The following is a 14,985-nucleotide window of genomic DNA, read 5'->3' as shown; positions in this document are numbered from 1 at the left end:
ATTGGGGGTAAAAGCAAAAGATGCAATCTTGGTGAATTTTTATAAGCTACGGCTTATGTTGAAATCCTATGTGTCTGAATGTTGTGAACACGCTGCAAATTTGCAGCTTTATCTTTCACAAACATTAAATAATGAGAGTTATGCCAAAGTGGCAGCAGCATTGGCTGATGCTGGGCTTGAAGTGATTGCTGCTGATGAAGTGGTGGGCGGTTGGAAGCTTGCGATATATGGTCAAGGTTCAAGTGGTAAGTTTTTAAGCAAACAGTTTCGTCAATTATCTGAAGAGATTGGTATTGATATTGCTTTTGTAGAAGCTAACCCCATACCAAGCTTGGAAGCACCTGGTATTTTATTTATGGATATGGATAGCACATTGATTCAGTGCGAATGTATTGATGAAATCGCAGATTTCTTGGGTATTAAAAAAGATATTGCCGCAATTACGCAACAAGCCATGGAAGGCAAGTTGGATTTTTCAGAATCATTGATTGCGCGGGTTAAGTTGTTGGCAGGTTTGGATGAATCGGTGTTGAAACGTGTATATGACGAGCGTATTCGTTTAACCAAGGGTGCTGAAAATTTGATTGAAAGCGTACACCTAGCAGGTTGGAAAGTGGGTTTGGTATCGGGTGGGTTCACATATTTCACAGGTTTATTGCAAGCGCGTTTAAATTTGGATTTTGTTGCAGCCAATACTTTGGAAATTGTGAATGGTAAACTTACAGGGCGTGTGCTTGGTTCTATTGTGGATGCCCAAATGAAAAAAGAACTTTTAAAGCAACAAAGTGAAGTTTGGGATATTGATTTGCAAGCATCAGTGGCTTTGGGTGATGGGGCGAATGATTTACCTATGTTAGAGACTGCAGGTGTAGGTATTGCGTTTCATGCCAAACCCAAAGTACGTGAACTTGCGCCGTATGCCTTAAGCGATGGTGGTTTAGACCAAGCTTTACATTTACTTACCCCTGTAGAGAGTGAAAAGATATGACGATTAGGCGAATACTGATTTATCCTGAAGATTGTTTGAAACAGGTGGCAAAACCTGTGAAAGTTTTTGATGACCCTGCTTTGCACCAGCTAGTACAGGATATGTTGGATACCATGTATGATGCACCGGGTGTGGGTCTTGCTGCGCCACAAGTTGGTGTATCGTTGCGTGTAGCTGTTACCGATGTAGGCTGGCGCAGTGAAGAAACCGAAGGTATGCGACAGCATAAAGTATGGATAAATCCTGAGTTTCTTTGGAAAAGTGAAGAAACAGATATCAATGAAGAAGGCTGTTTATCCTTACCCGATATTTACGGTGATGTGGAGCGGCCTAATGCTGTGCGCCTGCGTTGGTATGACTTGTACGGTAAGAAACACGAAGGAGATTTTACCGGTTTTCAAGCTGTGGCACTGCAACATGAGTTTGACCACTTGGATGGCAAAGTATTTATTGATTATTTCACACCGCTCAAGCGCCGTATGATTATTAAGAAATTGAAGAAAAAGTATCTGTCATGATTAAAGTCATATTTGCAGGTACACCTGCTTTTTCTGTGGGTTGTTTGCATGCCTTGTTGCAAGCTGATGATGTGGACGTGGTGGGGGTGGTGTCTCAACCTGACCGCAAATCAGGGCGTGGCATGAAGCTTACCCCTTCACCTGTTAAAAAAGCGGCCCTTGCCTCAGGCATTGATGTGATTACGCCTGAAAAACTGCGTGATAATGATGAGGCATTGGCGTGGCTTAAAGCCAAAGAATGTGATGTGTTGGTGGTGGTTGCGTTTGGTATGATTTTACCTTTGTCTTGGCTTGAAACACCTAAAGTTGCGCCAATTAATGTGCATGCTTCTTTGTTGCCCCGCTGGCGTGGGGCTGCACCTATCGAAAGAGCTTTATTGTCCGGTGATAAAGAGACGGGTGTTTGTATTATGCAGATGGAAGAAGGCTTGGATACGGGTGGAATATACCTTGAGAAACGTATTCCCATCACGGCTGAAAGCACTGGATATGCATTATGGGCTGCGTTGGAAGCTTTGGGTGCAGAGGCCTTGCTAGAAAGTTTACCTAAAATTGTTTCAGGCGAACTTCAGCCCGTGCCGCAAGATGAAAATGGTGTGACCTATGCAAAAAAAATCACCAATGAGGAACGTATTGTTGATTGGACTCTGGATGCGAGTTATATTGGAAGACTGGTTCGGTGTTTTGCGCCAAAACCAGGCGTGCGAACCATGTATCAAGGTAAGGCATTAAAGTTGATTGCAGGTGAAGTATTGGCAACAACGAGCCAACAAGATGCAGGTGTTGTGGTGGCGACCAAACATGGTTTGGATGTGGCTTGTGGTGATGGTATTTATCGGGTGACACAAATCCAACCCGAGGGTAAAAAAGCCATGCTTGCAGCAGATTACCTGCGTGGTGCGCAAATCAATATAGGAGATAAACTCGGTTGAAAAAAACAGGGATAGTGGTTGCTATTGAGCATGATGAAGTCGTGGTGCGTGCACAGCGAGAATCATCTTGTGGTTCGTGTGCTGGAAAATCCGCTTGTGGTACGCTTGGCTCTTGGGATATCAAAAAGAAAGATAAAAATGATTATGAAATTAGGTTGCCCAATACTTTGCATGCCAAACAAGGGGATATTGTTACGATAGAAGTACCCGATCAGTTGATTTTAACTGCAAGTATGATGTTTTATGGTTACCCCGTGTTGGCATTCCTTGTGGTAGGCGCTATTGCTTTTCAAGTGGCGCAAAGCTTGGGTTTATCGGGAGATTTATTTTCTGCTGTGGGTGGTTTGGCGGCCTCAGGACTGACATGGTTTTGGTTGATGCGTCGCCCCAATATGTTGCAAATGCCCAAGATGGTTGAAATAGGCCGGTTTGATGCTTAAAGAGTTGAAATAAGTATTCATAAATTGTTCATGTTTGATGCGCAATGTTTGGCGAAGAATGAAAACAAGGAGATAGAACTTTGAAAAGTATATTGAAAAAAGTATGTGTTGTTTCCACTTTACTGATACTGCCTCAGTTGTCTATTCAATGGGCATGGGCAATGCCAGACAGCTTCGCCGATTTGGCAGCAGAACAAAAACCCTCGGTGGTAAATATTAGTACCACACAATATGCTAAAGCACCACAGTTGCAAATGCCATTTGGTAATATGCCGGGTTCTCCATTTGATGATTTTTTTCGTGGTTTCTTGGATCAAATGCCCAAACAAGAGCGTCATGCTTTAGGTACAGGTTTTATCCTTTCTGAAAAGGGTTATATTGTTACCAATAACCATGTGGTTAAAGATGCGGATGAAATTGTTGTGACTTTAAGTGATGGTCAAGAACAACAAGCCAAGTTGATTGGCACCGACCCAAAATTAGACTTAGCTTTATTAAAAATTGATAGCAAAGGTTTGCGCGCCGTTACACTTGGTAACTCTGATAAGTTGCGTGTGGGTGACTGGGTGGTTGCGATTGGTAACCCTTTTGGTTTAGAGCAAACCGTGACAGCAGGTATTGTATCGGCAAAAGGTCGTGTGATTGGCTCAGGGCCTTATGATGACTTTATTCAAACCGATGCTGCAATTAACCCTGGCAACTCAGGTGGTCCATTATTTAATGTTGATGGTGAACTTGTAGGCATTAATACGGCTATATATTCACAAAGTGGTGGGAATAACGGTATTGGTTTTGCCATCCCAATTAATTTAGCCAAGTCGGTCTTTAAAGATTTGCGTGAGAATGGTCATGTGCAGCGGGCAAGATTGGGTGTGCGTATTCAAGACGTGGATAAAGCAACCATGCAAGCTTTGGGTTTGAAAAACCGTCAAGGTGCGCTTGTCCCTCAAGTAGAAGCAGGTTCTGCGGCTGATAAAGCAGGCATTCAAGCTGGAGATGTGATTGTGGCGGTAGACGGTCAGCTTATTCATAAGGCACATGATTTACCGATTAAAATTGCGCGTCATCAACCAGGTGATAAAGTCTTGGTTGAAGTCATTCGTAATGGTAAACGTAAAGTGATTCCTGTGATTGTGGAAGAAATGCCTGATGATATGACAGCCCAAAAAGAACATCAGAAAACATCGCTTGCGAAACATGGCTTGTTGGTGGAGCCCTTAACCAAAACTTTGGCTGAACAACTACGCACGCGTAGTGACAAAGGGGTAGTTGTAAAACAAGTTTTACAACGCTCGCCTGCAGCCCGAGCTGGTATACAACGCAACGATGTGATTCTACGTATTGATGGGCATGTCATTGATAGTGTTCGCACTTTTGAGAAGTATGCTAAAAATCTAAGCAAAGGACATGCTTTGCGCGTGCTTCTTGATAGACGCGGTGATCAAGTGTTTGTGATTGTTGTGTCACCTAAGTCGAAATAATTCATGTTACCTTTATTAACAAACAATGACCCGTAAAGGTTGTTCACTTTGTAATGATGTGTATATCGATGGTGATATGGCACAGGGTAAAGGTTTATGTCGTTTTGAAACGATAGATATGGATTAATATGAAACATTTCGAGGAAAGTACGGGCGTGATGTGTCTGTACTTTTCATTGATGGTATTGCGTATGCGTACCCACAGTGGATTATAACATGAAGAAAGGTAAAAGAGGGAAATTATGAATAAAAGACTTATAGCTGCATTGGCATTGATGGTGGTGGTTGCCGTTGCAATATCAGCATTGATGCCTGAAGCGGTAAAACCTGTACGGGCTGGTGACTTAGCCAAACCAATCAGTTTGCCAGACTTGCAAGATAAGCTGCAAGGTTTACCAAAGGGTAAGGTTGTATTATTGAATTTCTGGGCGACTTGGTGCCCACCTTGTCGTAAAGAAGTGCCTTCAATGGTGAAGTTATATAACCAATTAAAAGATAAAGGTTTTGAAATTGTTGCGGTATCTGTGGATAGAAATCGGGATGATGTGGTGCGGTTTGTGAAAGAGCAACATATGAACTTTACCGTGTTGCATGATGTTAATTCTTCAACAGCACAAGGCTATGGCGTGTTTCGCTATCCAGAAACTTTTATCATCGATCGCAATGGTAAGGTTAGACAGCATTTGAATGGTGCTGTGGAATGGATGGAACCAGAGTTTATGGATTATATTGAAAAATTATTGGCGGAACCTATTGCTAAGTGAGTGTGGGTGATATTCAACAGCGTATCCATGAGCTTAGGGGTATTTTAAAAGGGCATAATTATAGATATTATGTGTTAGATGCCCCGCAAATATCTGATGCTGAATATGATCAATTACTCAGGGAACTGGTCGATTTAGAACAGAAGCTAGGCGAGCCCATACCTGATGATTCGCCAACTCAAACAGTAGGTTATAAACCTGATACAGCGTTTAGTAGCCGTAAACATGCAGTTCCCATGTTATCACTTGCCAATGCCTTTTCGGATACTGAAATCAGTGACTTTGTGCGTAGACATAAAGAACTTTTAGGTGACAATACCAACTTAACATATATTGCTGAACCTAAAGTGGATGGTTTGGCGATTAATATCTATTATGAGTTTGGACAAATGGTCTATGCAGCCACCCGTGGCGATGGTATTTCAGGTGAAGACGTAACCGATAACATACGTTCGGTTTCAGGTATTCCATGGAGGCTTACAGGACAAGTTCCTGCACAGCTTGAAGTCCGTGGTGAAGTGTATATGTCCAAGGCTTCATTTTTAGCGTTGAACCAAAAGCAGGAGGCAGCAGGTGAGAAACTGTTTGCTAACCCGCGCAATGCCGCTGCAGGTTCTTTGCGACAGCTGGATGCATCGATTACAGCGGAGCGTAAGTTATCATTTTTTGCTTATGCTATAGGTTTGGGTGGTGATGCATTTGCTTCCAGCCAAAGTGAGCTGTTAGCCAAGTTGTCAGCGCAAGGATTTGCAATCCAAGAAACAGCCTTGCTTGCCGATGAGCAGGCGATGTTTGAACATTATCAATTGTGGATGAAGAAACGCCCTAGTTTGGATTATGAAATTGATGGTATGGTGTTTAAAGTGAATGACTTTAAACAGCAGAAGTTGTTGGGTTCGGTAGCGCGTTCACCCCGTTGGGCGATTGCTTATAAGTTTCCTGCTGAGGAAGTGGAAACGGTGGTGGAAGCGATTACTTGGCAGGTTGGGCGGACGGGTGTGATTACCCCAGTGGCAAACATGAAACCTGTGTTGGTGTCTGGTGTGATGGTGTCTCGGGCAACATTGCACAATATTCAAGAGTTGGGGCGCAAAGATGTGCGCGTGGGTGATAGGGTGGTGATTCGCCGTGCTGGTGATGTGATACCTGAAGTGGTGAAAAGTTTATCTATAGGTGACCCTAGTCGATCACAACCCACGCTTGTGCCAAAACAATGCCCTGTATGTTATGCTGCAGTAGAACAAGAAGATGGTGAAGCCGCTATTCGTTGCATGGGCGGTCTGTCGTGTTCTGCTCAGCTTAAAGAGCGTATTAAACACTTTGTTTCGCGGGACGGGTTTGATATTGAGGGGTTTGGTAGCAAACTCTCCGAAGCGTTAGTGGATAAAGGTTTAATCAAAACCATTGCTGATGTATTCAACCTTGACTATGAAGTGTTATCTACGTGGGAAGGTATGGGGGAGAAGAAAATAACCAATCTTGAGCAAAGTATAGAAAGCAGGAAACATATTGTTTTATCTCGTTTTATCTATGCTTTGGGTATTCGCCATGTGGGACAAGCTACAGCAATGTCTTTAGCGCAACATTTTAGAACAATAGACGCAATGCAGACTGCAAGTGAAGAAGCGTTGTTAGAAATTAATGATGTAGGTAAAGAGGTTGCAGCATCGTTGATGCACTTTTTTGCTGAAGAACACAATCAGCAAGTATTACAGAAAATGTTTGAATATGGTGTTCAGGTGCAGGCTGAGCAAGCTGTTGAAATAGATAGTAATCATCCCTTGGCTGGCAAAACAGTGGTGATTACAGGTTCGTTTTCAAATATTAAACGCAATCAAGCCAAAATATTATTGCAGCAATTGGGTGCGAAAGTGGCAAGCGCAGTGTCTAAGAATACCGATGTTTTAATTGCAGGTGAGAAAGCAGGGTCAAAATTAAAAAAAGCTGAAGAGCTAGGCGTGCGGGTTGTGGATGAAACACAACTGTTGGCGTGGTTGGCTTAACAGCTAAAAGTTAGGCAATAAAAAAGGCCTCCGAAGAAGCCTTTAATATAATTGTATGATTGGTTTGTTTAAGCTTTAATTGCTTTGATGCTAGCGTTTAAGCGAGATACACTACGCGATGCTGTTTTAGCATGCATAATACCTTTGCGACCAGCGCGTGCTAACAATGATGTTGCTTTAACCATAGCTTCATTAGCTAGTTTTTGATCGCCAGCTTCAACTGCTTGGTGTACGCGTTTGATTGCTGTACGCATAGTAGATTTTTGTGCGCGGTTTTGGTCGCGTTTTCTGATGTCTTGACGGGCGCGTTTTAAAGCTGAAACATGATTAGCCAATTTGAAATTCTCCTGATTGCCAATAGCAACACTTAATTTAATATAGTATAAGTCTAAATTTCCGCGAAATATACGTTGCAATGTTTAAGTGTCAATAGTGGGGTGTGATGTTTCATGTAATTTTAATAATTGCTGGACGAGCTTGTTTGTTGCCGTTATAAATTCGCCCTATGAAAAAAGTAATTATAGCACCCTCAATTTTATCGGCAGATTTTGCCAACTTAGAAAAAGAAATTAAAGCCATCGATGATGGCGGTTGTGACTGGGTTCACGTTGATGTTATGGATGGTACATTTGTACCTCCAATCACGATTGGTGATAATATCGTGAAAGCCATTCGCCCACATACTAAAAAAGTGATGGATGTTCACCTGATGGTTGAACACCCTGAAACACAAGTTGAAGCGTTTGCTAAAGCTGGTGCGGATATGATTACCGTACACCAAGAAGCATGCGTACACTTGGAGCGTACATTACAGTTGATTCGCTCTTTAGGTTGCAAAGCAGGTGTTGCGCTTTGTCCATCAACACCAGTTTCAACATTGAAAAATGTATTGCACTGCACAGATTTGATTTTATTGATGAGTGTAAACCCTGGTTATGGCGGTCAATCTTATATCCACGCGGTGACAGATAAAATTAAAGAAGCACGTGCCATGTTGGATGCTGCTGATTCTGATGCGTTTTTGCATGTTGATGGTGGCGTAAGCCCTAAAACCATTGAAGAGGTTTCAGGTGCTGGTGCGGATTGTTTTGTAGCAGGTTCTGCAGTGTATAATACACCAGATTATGCTGCTGCAATTGCTGAGCTTAGAAGTTTGGCCTCTCAGGTTTAATTTAACATATATTAATATTTTGTCATGTAAAAAAGGCTTGTTTTGTAAGCCTTTTTTATTTTTTTACGGTAATATATGAATGCGGAATAAAATTAAGGTTATTTTTTTCTTGCCTAATCTGTTTGGTTTTGTAACTTGCGCACACGCGATTTTTTGGTGACTATGTTACACGGTAGTATTGGTTGGCTGGTCAAGTTTATTTTTGGTGTTTTTTGAATAGGGGAGAATTCATTATATGTTTCACTTGAAGAAAAAAAGTATAGGTTGTTTTGCTATTGCGCTGCTGGCGTTGCCTTTGATGATGTTGTTTGCTGCGGAAGCGTATGCCGATGATGTGAGTAATGCGCCGCAACCATTTGAGTTCCCGCATGCAAGACATGCTGGGAAATTTAAAATTAACTGTATGTATTGTCATAGTGGTGCTCGCCGCAGTAAGGTGGCAGGTATTCCTCCTGTGGCCAAGTGTATTGGTTGTCACTCTAATCTTCCTTCGGTGCGTGAAACCCCTCGTATTAAGAAATTATTTTCATATTGGGAAAAGAAAGAGCCGATTCCTTGGTTGAAGGTTCATGATTTGCCTGATTTCGTTGAGTTTAATCACAAGCGTCATGTGCAGCGTTTCATCTTTAAGGATGGTCGTTCTACACAACAAACATGTGGTATGTGCCATGGTGATGTAAAAACATTCTCTGTGGGTCGTAAGATTAAGCCGCTAACTATGGGTTGGTGTTTAAGTTGTCATGAGCAATTCCAAGGTGAGTCTGATGTTGGTCTTCCTTTGCCTGCGAAACGCTGGATGATTCCAGCTGCAGCAACAGATAAACCTATTTTGGATGTTAAACATCCACAGCCAGCAGTGCTTGACCCTGAGCACCCTGTAACGATGAAGGCATCGGATATTAAGATTATGACTGAAAAATTGCCAAAATCTTTGAAAGAGAAGTTTGCCCGTGCGCCGCATGATTGCTGGCAATGTCACAAGTAAGCTGTCTGGTATCTAAGGAGATTTGAAATGAGTCAAAAGAATTCAAACGATGAGTTAAGTCGCCGGACGTTTTTAAAGGCAATGGGGCTTACCAGTGCTGGTAGTGCCTTGCTTTTAACAGGGTGTGGTGATACTGATATTGTTAATCAGGTTTCAATTGAGGTTCGCAAAGAACTTGTTTTGCCGTCTGTTGATCCTGAAGATTTTGTGCGCCCAGGGCGCGAAGTGCATTATGCATCAACATGTCGTCAGTGTCCTGCAAACTGTAACATTCATGCAAAAACCCGAGAAGGTCGTGTTATTAAGATTGAAGGTAATCCAACTTCATCGACCAACTTAGGTAAACTGTGTGCGATGGGTCAGGCTGGTCTGCAAAGCCATTACAATCCAGACCGCATTAGAAAGCCAATGGTTCGCAAAGGCGGTAAGTTGGTCGAAACAACATGGGCTGAAGCTGAAACCTTGTTGAAGAAACATTTGGGCAAGAAAAATGCTAAGCTTGCATGGTTAAGTGGTGCAACAAGTGGTCACCAAGCTGTGATTACCAAGGCTTATATGGATGCAGCTGGCTCTAAGAATAGTTTTGTCTTTGATACTTTGCCGCCAGCAGTTGGTCTTGCGGCCAATGAAAAAGTATTGGGTCATGCTATGCCCAAGTATGATTTTGATAAAGCGAAATTGATTGTTTCGTTTGGTGCTGATTTCTTGGGTACTTGGATATCACCTGTTCAATTTGGTACACAATATGGTCAATTCAGAAATGCACCACGTGGTACATTGGTTCAAATTGAATCGAAAATGACCTTAACAGGTTCAAATGCTGACCGTTGGATTGCAATCAAACCTGGTACAGAAGGTTACTTGGCTTTGGCGTTGGCTACTTTGATTGCTGAGGATTCAAGCTTTAAAGGTAGATTGCCAGTTAAGTTGGATGTTGATGTAAAAGAAGCTTCTGCTGTTACTGGTGTATCAATTGAACGTATGCATAAATTGCGTGACATGTTGATTTCACAGAGTCCTAGTTTGGTGTTGTCTGGTAACAGTGCAGAAGGTTTTGCACATGGTACAGAAACAGCAAATGCGATTCACTTATTAAATATGATGCTTGGTAATATTGGTGAAACGATTCTGCCACGTGCTAAGCCAACATTCCCAGAATTGCAGCCGCAACTTGGTGGTTGGGCTGATTTGAAGGCGTTTATTGCAGGTTTAGCAGATGGTAGTTTTGATACGGCTGTGGTTTATGGTTCTAACCCGTTGTACCAAGCACCAAGCTTTATGAAAGCTGAAGAGGCTTTTGCAAAAGCGAAGATGCGTATTGCATTCTCTATATATCCAGATGAAACAACCATGGCTTGTGATTTAGTGCTTCCAGTACATACATATTTGGAAGAATGGAATACATCTATGCCTGCATATGCAGCTGAAGATGGTCATTTAAACATTCATCAACCAGTTATGAACCCTGTGTTTGGCGAAGGTTCTACCTACGCCTATGGTGATATCATGCTCGGTCTTGTGAGTGAGTTGGATGAAACCTTTAAAAACTGGGATAACTATGGTGCTTACATTCGGGATTCTCTTGCAACCATGAAACCTGCTTTAGTTAATCCTCCAAAGTCAACCACAACAGGTCAAACCGATGAGGAAGGTTTCCAACAAGGAATCCTCGTGAAGGGTTTTGTAACAATTAAAGAAGCTGCTGTTTCACCAATAAAGCTTAAAGCTCCCGCGGTTAGCTTGCCAGAGTTAGCAGCAGGTGACGAAAAATATGCTTATCATCTTATTCCATCAGCGCGTATGGGTTTGTATGATGGTCGCCATGCGAATAGCCCTTGGTTGCAAGAGCTTCCAGATCAATTGACTGCTGTAGTGTGGGATTCTTGGGTTGAAATTCACCCGAATACAGCTAAAAAACTAGGGTTGATCACAGGTGACAAAGTGAAAGTGTCGTCTGCAGCAGGTTCCTTGGAAGTTGATGTTGTTGTTTTCCCAGGTATTCAAGAAGATTCAATTGCTATTCCATTGGGTAATGGTCATACAGAATATGGTCGTTATGCCAAAGGTGTGGGTGTGAATCCATTTAAGATTTTAACACCGCAATTTGACAAAGTAACTGGTGAGTTAGCAACACATGCCACCAAAGTTTCTATTACTAAAATTGCAAACCGTGGTGAAGTTGTAACACGAGCACACGGCGATTTGGTATTAGCCAGCCAAGCATTGTCACAAAAAGGTCGTGAAATTGTGAAATCAGTATCGGCTGAAGACTTCGATCATAATGAAGGGGAGGGATAAGTCATGAGTTTATCACGTATGTTGGAAAACTGGTCACGCCTTAACCAAAGAGATTATTATAAAGATGAACCCATTATGTGGGGAATGTCTATTGACCTTAATAAATGTACAGGGTGTGCTTCTTGTGTTACGGCATGTAATGCGGAAAATAATATTCCTGCAGTCGGTAAGGAAAAGTGTGGTAGTGGTCATACCATGTCTTGGATGCGCATTGAACGTTATTGGGACTTGCCTGAAGGCGAAGCTGACTTGGCAGTTGAAGATAGCGAATACCCTGAACGTGGTGCACACTTTGCACCTATGATGTGTCAGCAATGTAATCATGCACCTTGTGAACCTGTTTGTCCTGTCGCGGCAACATATCACACTCCTGATGGTTTAAATGCGCAAGTATATAACCGCTGTATTGGTTCTCGTTATTGCGGTACCAACTGTCCATTTAAAGTGCGTTATTTTAACTTCTTTGATTATCAAGAAGATATTCCTCATCCAATGGAAATGCTTTTAAACCCTGATATTACTGTACGTAGTAAAGGTGTAATGGAGAAGTGTACATTCTGTGTCCAGCGTTTGCGTAATGCAAAAGGTGATCAAGCGGATAAAGGCATTCGCGGACATGTTGAAGATGGTGCGGTTCAAACTGCATGTCAGCAATCATGCCCAACAGACGCAATCGTGTTTGGTAACTTAAAAGATGAAACAAGTAAGGTAAGTCATGCTTGGGAATCACACGGTGTCGAATTAAACCGACATGAGCAATTCAATGCTGAGGGTGAGCGTGGATATCGTGTGTTTGAAGAGCTTAATGTTGAGCCTAGTGTAATGTATTTGGATCGTGTTCGCGATACAAACGCATAATTAACCTGTTGTTATGATGCATGCAGCATCGCAAAAGTTTTTAAGAGGGGAAGCACCAAATGAGTGATTTTAAAATGAAGGATATAGAATGGGCTAAGATCAATGAAGATGTCTTAGCCAGTCTGGAATCGCCAAGAAAGGCATTTTGGATTGTTTTAGCTGTTTGTTTTGCGTTGGTTTTATGTGGCGTGGCGGCTGAAATATACCAATATAATATGGGTCTTGGTGTGGCGTTAATGAATAACCCACATTATTGGCAAACATATATTTCAAACTTCGTGTTTTGGATTGGTATGAGTCACTCAGGTACGTTATTATCGGCAATTCTATTGCTAACACATGCCGATTGGCGTAAACCTATTTACCGTTTTGCTGAAGCTATGACCTTCTTCTCCATTGCCACAGCAGCTATTTTCCCAGTGATTCATATTGGTCGTGTTTGGGATATGTATTGGGTTCTCCCTTATCCTAACCAACATGCTATTTGGCCAAACTTCCGTTCACCATTGCTTTGGGATGCATTCGCGATTACAACCTATGCAACTTCATCAGCATTGTTCTTGTACATTGGTATGATTCCTGATTTGGCAATCTGTCGTGATAAAGCGAAGGGCTGGCGTAAGAAGCTTTATACAGCTATGTCATTGGGTTGGATGGGCAGAGCAACAGAATGGATCGCATTTCAAAAAACTTATGTATTGATGGCTTGTTTCCTTGTTCCATTGGCTGTGTCCGTGCATTCTATTGTGGCATCTGACTTCGCGATGTCGATTATGCCGGGCTGGCATGTAACTTCATTCCCACCATATTTTGTGGCTGGTGCATTGTACTCAGGTTGTGCTGCGATTATCACTTTGTTCGTATTGCTTAGGTATTTATTCAAATTCGAAGCTTATATGACACCTGAAATCATGGACAAAACAGCACGTCTAACGTTTGCAATCGCTATGGCTTGGAACTTCTTAAACCTTTCAGAGTATGCTTCAATTTGGTATTCACATGATATGTTTGAACATGAAATGTTAATTGATAAGTTTACAGGGCCTTATGCTGGTGTGGTTTGGACCATGTTATTCTGTGCAACGGTTGTACCATTTGCTATGGCTTGGAAAAAGGTTCGAGTAAATATGTGGGCAATGTTTGTTATTTCATTACTTATTCAATTGGGCATGTGGCTGGAACGTTTCCAAATCGTAAGCCCTCCATTGGCATCCAATCATGAGCCTTGGACACAAGTCGTGGTTTGGCCTGGTTTAGTACAAATGACAATCACAGCAGCGAGTTTCGGTTGGTTTACCATGTTATTCCTTATCTTCTGTAAAGTGTTCCCATCTGTATCTATGTATGAGGTGAAAGAGATGGTTTATCACCGTAACAAACACGGTAAACAAAAACTTCAAGACCTAGATAAAATTAAAGATGATATGATTAAAACAGAGGAGGGTTTGTCATGAGAAGGATAAGAAAAAAACACTACCTCTTTGCGACCTATGATGATTTTGATAAAGCGAAAGAAGTTGTTGGTGAATTAAACACGTTAGACGATAAAGAAGATATTATTGATAATATTGAATTATATTCGCCGATTGAGCACCCTGAAGTAAATGAAATGTTAGGTGAATTTCATCAACCAATTCAACGTTTCTCATTTTTTGGTGGTATCACAGGAACAGTGTTAGGTTTTATTTTTGCGGCAGGTGTTGGGCAATCGATGTTTACCGTACAACCACAAGGTGGTAAGTCCGTGATTACGATTCCACCTGATATTGTGATTGCATATGAAATGACTATTTTGCTTGGTGTGTTAAGTACGATCGCTGGTTTCTTGATTTATGCTGGTCTTCCAAGACGTGTTAAGTCTTATTACGACCATTCGGTGGGTGTAGACCAAATTGGTATTGAAGTTGAAACAGACCCTAAGAATAATGAAAAAATTCGTGCAACCTTAGAAGGCTGTGGCGCTATTGAAGTGAGGGAGCTAACGTCATGAAAAAGATTTTAGTAATACTGTGTGCATTGTCGGTGCCATCAGCGGCTCTGGCATGGCCTTGGTCTAGAGACATGATGAATCAACCTTCAATTAAACCCCAAGAAGGCGTGTTGTTGAACCCGCCTGAGCATACTGTGCCTGTTGAAGGTCTGTGGACAAAAATGGCGGATAGGGATGCAACTGAAGAGTTGAAGAACCCAATTAAGGCAACCAAAGCATCGATTTTAAAGGGTCAAGCCTTGTTTAATATTTTCTGTGCAACTTGTCATGGTACTACGGGTACAGGTAAGGGGCCAGTGGGCAAAGTATTTGAAGCTGAACCTGCTGATTTAACATCCGATTACGTTAAAAAGGAACTCACTGATGGTTGGATTTGGGGTACGATTACTTTTGGCAGTTATATTATGCCAAAGTATGGATATGATATGAATCCTAAAGAGCGATGGGATCTTGTTAACTACATTCGAGAAGTAATTCAAAAGCCAATGACGGCAACTACAAAAGAAGAGCGTAAGTCTCAGGTGATGTCTGAGACTGGCAAAGCAGGGGGGCACTAA

At 42.0% G+C, this 14,985-nt stretch carries 15 protein-coding genes; 14 read left to right on the top strand and 1 reads right to left on the bottom strand.

Annotation, left to right across the window (positions count from 1 at the left end):
• Positions 1 to 55 precede the first annotated feature (55 nt).
• The 7 genes from serB to ligA all read left to right on the top strand — a co-directional run bounded on the left by serB (position 56) and on the right by ligA (position 7,126).
• A complete protein-coding gene (serB, locus tag DM09_RS09510) occupies positions 56 to 988 on the top strand; it encodes a phosphoserine phosphatase SerB (protein ID WP_081881187.1) in 933 nt (310 codons plus the stop codon).
• Positions 985 to 1,506, top strand: coding sequence for a peptide deformylase (def, locus tag DM09_RS09505; RefSeq protein ID WP_038250424.1), 522 nt, complete (start codon positions 985 to 987; stop codon positions 1,504 to 1,506). The genes serB and def overlap by 4 nt, the downstream gene beginning before the upstream one ends.
• The gene (fmt, locus tag DM09_RS09500; RefSeq protein WP_318024164.1) at positions 1,503 to 2,438 is read left to right on the top strand and encodes a methionyl-tRNA formyltransferase; all 936 of its coding nucleotides are present in this window, start codon (positions 1,503 to 1,505) and stop codon (positions 2,436 to 2,438) included. Before def ends, fmt begins: the two co-directional genes overlap by 4 nt.
• Positions 2,435 to 2,878, top strand: a complete 444-nt coding sequence (locus DM09_RS09495; RefSeq protein WP_051938368.1) for a SoxR reducing system RseC family protein — start codon at positions 2,435 to 2,437, stop codon at positions 2,876 to 2,878. The genes fmt and DM09_RS09495 overlap by 4 nt, the downstream gene beginning before the upstream one ends.
• 80 nt (positions 2,879 to 2,958) lie before the next feature.
• Positions 2,959 to 4,359, top strand: a complete 1,401-nt coding sequence (locus tag DM09_RS09490; protein WP_269764233.1) for a DegQ family serine endoprotease — start codon at positions 2,959 to 2,961, stop codon at positions 4,357 to 4,359.
• A gap of 242 nt (positions 4,360 to 4,601) precedes the next feature.
• Positions 4,602 to 5,123, top strand: coding sequence for a peroxiredoxin family protein (locus DM09_RS09485; RefSeq protein ID WP_038250422.1), 522 nt, complete (start codon positions 4,602 to 4,604; stop codon positions 5,121 to 5,123).
• A 2-nt stretch (positions 5,124 to 5,125) separates the two neighbouring features.
• Positions 5,126 to 7,126: an NAD-dependent DNA ligase LigA gene (gene ligA, locus DM09_RS09480; RefSeq protein WP_038250614.1), complete on the top strand. Its 2,001-nt coding sequence runs from the start codon at positions 5,126 to 5,128 to the stop codon at positions 7,124 to 7,126.
• Positions 7,127 to 7,194: 68 nt separating this feature from the next.
• Here the strand turns inward: ligA and rpsT are convergent, their stop codons facing one another.
• A complete protein-coding gene (gene rpsT, locus DM09_RS09475; protein WP_038250420.1) occupies positions 7,195 to 7,461 on the bottom strand; it encodes a 30S ribosomal protein S20 in 267 nt (88 codons plus the stop codon).
• 170 nt (positions 7,462 to 7,631) lie between these two features.
• Here rpsT and rpe point away from each other — a divergent pair, with 170 nt between their 5' ends.
• From rpe to DM09_RS09440, 7 genes are all read left to right on the top strand, one after another.
• A complete protein-coding gene (gene rpe, locus DM09_RS09470; RefSeq protein WP_038250418.1) occupies positions 7,632 to 8,297 on the top strand; it encodes a ribulose-phosphate 3-epimerase in 666 nt (221 codons plus the stop codon).
• 235 nt (positions 8,298 to 8,532) lie between these two features.
• Positions 8,533 to 9,282, top strand: coding sequence for a cytochrome c3 family protein (locus tag DM09_RS09465; RefSeq protein WP_232507807.1), 750 nt, complete (start codon positions 8,533 to 8,535; stop codon positions 9,280 to 9,282).
• A 27-nt stretch (positions 9,283 to 9,309) separates the two neighbouring features.
• Entirely contained in the window at positions 9,310 to 11,580 is a 2,271-nt protein-coding gene (locus DM09_RS09460) for a molybdopterin-dependent oxidoreductase (protein WP_038250416.1), read from the top strand.
• Positions 11,581 to 11,583: 3 nt separating this feature from the next.
• Positions 11,584 to 12,438: a 4Fe-4S dicluster domain-containing protein gene (locus DM09_RS09455; protein WP_038250413.1), complete on the top strand. Its 855-nt coding sequence runs from the start codon at positions 11,584 to 11,586 to the stop codon at positions 12,436 to 12,438.
• A 59-nt stretch (positions 12,439 to 12,497) separates the two neighbouring features.
• The gene (nrfD, locus tag DM09_RS09450; protein ID WP_232507806.1) at positions 12,498 to 13,892 is read left to right on the top strand and encodes an NrfD/PsrC family molybdoenzyme membrane anchor subunit; all 1,395 of its coding nucleotides are present in this window, start codon (positions 12,498 to 12,500) and stop codon (positions 13,890 to 13,892) included.
• A complete protein-coding gene (locus DM09_RS09445) occupies positions 13,889 to 14,428 on the top strand; it encodes a DUF3341 domain-containing protein (RefSeq protein ID WP_038250410.1) in 540 nt (179 codons plus the stop codon). Before nrfD ends, DM09_RS09445 begins: the two co-directional genes overlap by 4 nt.
• Complete coding sequence (locus DM09_RS09440; protein ID WP_038250406.1) at positions 14,425 to 14,985, top strand: c-type cytochrome; 561 nt, start codon at positions 14,425 to 14,427, stop codon at positions 14,983 to 14,985. Before DM09_RS09445 ends, DM09_RS09440 begins: the two co-directional genes overlap by 4 nt.

Origin of the sequence: Ghiorsea bivora, assembly GCF_000744415.1 — a bacterium.
GTDB lineage: Bacteria > Pseudomonadota > Zetaproteobacteria > Mariprofundales > Mariprofundaceae > Ghiorsea > Ghiorsea bivora.
This window is presented reverse-complemented; position numbering and strand designations above follow the sequence as displayed.

Bases quoted from the DNA above. Each gene is read 5' to 3' on its own strand.
- serB (WP_081881187.1), top strand. From the start codon at position 56: ATGTTGAAATCCTATGTGTCTGAATGTTGTGAACACGCTGCAAATTTG.
- def (WP_038250424.1), top strand. From the start codon at position 985: ATGACGATTAGGCGAATACTGATTTATCCTGAAGATTGTTTGAAACAG.
- fmt (WP_318024164.1), top strand. From the start codon at position 1,503: ATGATTAAAGTCATATTTGCAGGTACACCTGCTTTTTCTGTGGGTTGT.
- DM09_RS09485 (WP_038250422.1), top strand. From the start codon at position 4,602: ATGAATAAAAGACTTATAGCTGCATTGGCATTGATGGTGGTGGTTGCC.
- rpe (WP_038250418.1), top strand. From the start codon at position 7,632: ATGAAAAAAGTAATTATAGCACCCTCAATTTTATCGGCAGATTTTGCC.
- DM09_RS09465 (WP_232507807.1), top strand. From the start codon at position 8,533: ATGTTTCACTTGAAGAAAAAAAGTATAGGTTGTTTTGCTATTGCGCTG.
- DM09_RS09460 (WP_038250416.1), top strand. From the start codon at position 9,310: ATGAGTCAAAAGAATTCAAACGATGAGTTAAGTCGCCGGACGTTTTTA.
- DM09_RS09455 (WP_038250413.1), top strand. From the start codon at position 11,584: ATGAGTTTATCACGTATGTTGGAAAACTGGTCACGCCTTAACCAAAGA.
- nrfD (WP_232507806.1), top strand. From the start codon at position 12,498: ATGAGTGATTTTAAAATGAAGGATATAGAATGGGCTAAGATCAATGAA.
- DM09_RS09445 (WP_038250410.1), top strand. From the start codon at position 13,889: ATGAGAAGGATAAGAAAAAAACACTACCTCTTTGCGACCTATGATGAT.
- DM09_RS09440 (WP_038250406.1), top strand. From the start codon at position 14,425: ATGAAAAAGATTTTAGTAATACTGTGTGCATTGTCGGTGCCATCAGCG.